The following is a 3,191-nucleotide window of genomic DNA, read 5'->3' as shown; positions in this document are numbered from 1 at the left end:
CGCTGGACGCCTACGACGCGGCCCTCACCTACAATCCGCGCGACGCCGACGCCCAGGCCAACCGCTCCCTCATCGCCCGCCGCGTCGACGTGGGGGCCGGCGACCCCGGCAAGGGCGGCGGCGTCGCGCCCGTTGTCGGAGACCGTCACCGAGCGGCCGGCCTTCAACCGCGGCGAGCCGCGCGGCGACAAGCCGTCCGGCTTCCGGGGCGACAAGCCCGGGTTCCGGGGCGGCGACGACCGTCCCGGCGGTTTCCGCGCCGGCGGGGGTAAACCCGGTGGCTTCAAGGCGGGCGGCTTCAAGGCAGGTGGTTTCAGGGACGGCGAACGTTCGGGCGGCGGGGATCGCGACATCGGGGCCGAGCGCTCCGGCGCCGATCGCGGCGGCTTCCGCCCCGGCGACAAGCCCGGTGGATTCAAGGCCGGGGGCAAATCCGGTGGCTTCGGCAAGCCCGGCGGATTCGGCAAGCCCGGCGGTGGCGGTGGCAAGCCGGGCGGCTTCCAGGACGGTGCAGCCGGTCGGGTCGGTGGCGCCAGGCCCGGCGGGGCCGGCGGTCGCGGCGGCGCGGGTGGCAAGCCCGGCGGCGGGTTCGGCAAGCCTTCCTTCGGCAAGCCGTCCGGTGGCTTCGGCAAGCCCGGTGGCGGCGCGGGCCGTCCGCCGCGCGGCGGCCGGTGAGGATCGTCGGCGGCGACCAGCGCGGTCGCCGCCTCGCCACCCCGAAGACCGACGCCATCCGCCCGACCTCCGACCGCCTGCGCGAGGCCGTGTTCAACGTCCTCGCGCACGCCTATGACGACGCGGCCGTCGGCGCCCGCGTCCTCGATCTCTTCGCCGGCACGGGGGCCCTCAGCTTCGAGGCCCTGTCGCGCGGCGCCGCCTACGCCCTCCTCGTCGACGAGGGCGCCGAGGCCCGCGGCCTGATCCGCGAGAACATTGAGGCGTTCGGCGCCGAGGGGCGCACCCGGCTGTTTCGCCGCGACGCCACCCGCCTCGGGCCGGTGGGCACCAGCGGCACCTTCGGCCTCGTGTTCTGCGATCCGCCCTACGGACGCGACCTCGCCCCGGCGGCCCTGGCCTCGGCGGCCTCCGGCGGCTGGCTCGTGCCCGGCGCCCTCGTGGTGGTCGAAGAATCCGCGAGCGTCACCGTCGCGCCGCCACCGGGTTTCTCGGAGCTGGAGCGCCGGGTCTACGGCGACACGGCCGTGGCCTTCCTCCGCTTCACCGGCTGAGCTTTCAGCGCCGGCCGAACAACCGCTCGATATCGGCGAGCTTCAGGGCGACGAAGGTCGGGCGGCCGTGGTTGCAGGTGCCCGACAGGGGCGTCGCCTCCATCTCGCGCAGGAGCGCGTTCATCTCCTCCGGGCGCAGGCGCCGGCCGGCCCGGATCGAGCCGTGGCAGCTCATGCGCGACAGGATCGCGTCGAGGCGCCGGCTCAGGGGGCCGCCGCCCGCCTCCGGCCCGTCGAGGCTGCCCTCCTCCAGGCCGCTGCCCGCCAGGGCGTCGAGGATGTCGATGACCAGGGTCCGGGTCGAGGCGCCGGCAAGCGCCGCGGGCACCTCGCGCACCAGCACGGCGCCGGTGCCGAAGGCCTCGAGGGTGAGCCCGAGGCGTTCGAGGTCCCCTGCTGCGTCGAGGAGGCGCGCGGCGTCGTCCGGGGCCATCTCGACGACATCGGGAATCAGCAGGCCCTGGCGGGCGATGCCGCCTGCTGCGCGCTCGCGCTTCAGGCGCTCGTAGACGAGACGCTCGTGCGCCGCGTGCTGATCGACGAGGACGAGGCCGTCGCGGGTCTGGGCGACGATGTAGGTCTCGTGGAGCTGGGCGCGCGCCGCCCCGAGGGGATGGTCGCCGGCCGCCTCGGTTGCGTCATCCTGGGAATCGCTCGCGTGCCGTAGGTCGCCCTCCTGACGAAACTCCGCGCCGGGCGGGGCGAAATCGTGGGTGAAGGTCGCCTGAGGTGCTTCGGCGAAGCCGTTCCGCGCCGGGGGAAAGCGTCCCGGCGCCCCGAACGAGGGCAGGCCGCGCAGCAGGGGCGCCGTGGTCGCCGGCCGCGCCCCCCACCCCGTATGGGCCTGCATCGGCCGGTCCCCACCCGCGTCCGCGAAAGTATCCTGGACGCCCAGGGGCAAAATCTCTCCCCGCAGGGCGTCCAGGGTCCGGGCGGCGGTGGTGGTCGCCGTGCGCGCCCCGGCCCGGCGCAGGGCCTCGTGGATCGCGCTGACGATGAGGCCGCGCACGAGGGAGGCGTCGCGGAATCGCACTTCGGTCTTCGCCGGGTGGACGTTGACGTCGACGAAGGCCGGATCGCAGGTGATCGACAGGGCGAGCACGGGATGGCGGTCGGAGCTCATGGTGTCGGCATAGGCACCGCGCACGGCGCCGAGCAGGAGGCGGTCGCGCACGGGCCGGCCGTTCACCGTGAAGTGGATCTGATAGGCGTTGCCCCGGTGATAGCTCGGCAGGCCGACATGGCCCGACAGGGCGAAGCCCTCGCGCGCCATGTCGAGGGGCGCCGCGTTGGCGCCGAAATCCGGGCCGAGCACCGCCGTCAGGCGTCGGAGCATGGCGGCGGGACCCCCCTCGCCCTCGGCCGGAAACACCAGGGGGCTGCCGCCCTCGGACCGCAGGACGAGGCGGATGCCGGGCTCGGCCACGGCGAGGCGCCGGAGGCCATCGGCGATGGCCGCCGTCTCGGCCCGGTCGGATTTGAGGAACTTCAACCGGGCCGGTGTCGCCGAGAACAGGTCGGCGACCTCGATGCGGGTGCCGCGCGGGCTCGGGGCGGGGCGGACCTCGCCGCGGATACCGGCGTCCACCGTCAGGCTGTGGCCGGTCTCGCCGTCCGCCGTGCGGCTCGTGAGGGTCAGGCGCGCCACGGCGCCGATGGACGGCAGGGCCTCGCCGCGAAAGCCGAGGGTGTCGATGCGGGTCAGGTCGCCGCCGGGCAGCTTCGAGGTGGCGTGGCGCTCGACCGCGAGGGTGAGGTCGTCGGCATCCATGCCGGCCCCGTCGTCGACGACGCGGATGAGGCGCCGGCCCCCGCCCTCGACGGTGACCTCGATGCTCCGTGCACCCGCGTCGATGGCATTCTCCACGAGTTCCTTCACGGCCGAGGCCGGCCGTTCCACCACTTCGCCGGCGGCGATGCGATCGACGAGGATCGGATCGAGGCGGCGGACGGGTGCGGGGG

The 3,191-nt window shown here is 75.0% G+C and carries 3 protein-coding genes; 2 read left to right on the top strand and 1 reads right to left on the bottom strand.

Going from position 1 to position 3,191, the window contains the following annotated elements; genetic code table 11:
- The first annotated feature begins 132 nt into the window (after positions 1-132).
- Both FV218_RS23475 and rsmD read left to right on the top strand, forming a co-directional pair.
- Positions 133-675, top strand: a complete 543-nt coding sequence (locus FV218_RS23475) for a hypothetical protein (protein WP_281407889.1) — start codon at positions 133-135, stop codon at positions 673-675.
- A complete protein-coding gene (rsmD, locus tag FV218_RS22120; RefSeq protein WP_147711568.1) occupies positions 672-1,229 on the top strand; it encodes a 16S rRNA (guanine(966)-N(2))-methyltransferase RsmD in 558 nt (185 codons plus the stop codon). Before FV218_RS23475 ends, rsmD begins: the two co-directional genes overlap by 4 nt.
- A gap of 4 nt (positions 1,230-1,233) precedes the next feature.
- Here the strand turns inward: rsmD and mutL are convergent.
- The coding region (gene mutL, locus FV218_RS22115; protein ID WP_147711567.1) for a DNA mismatch repair endonuclease MutL at positions 1,234-3,191 on the bottom strand (1,958 nt) is incomplete at its 5' end.

The sequence above is a fragment of the Methylobacterium sp. WL69 genome, assembly GCF_008039485.1.
GTDB lineage: Bacteria > Pseudomonadota > Alphaproteobacteria > Rhizobiales > Beijerinckiaceae > Methylobacterium.
The sequence above is the reverse complement of the archived record's forward strand: the minus strand, read 5'-3'. Positions and strand labels throughout refer to the sequence as shown.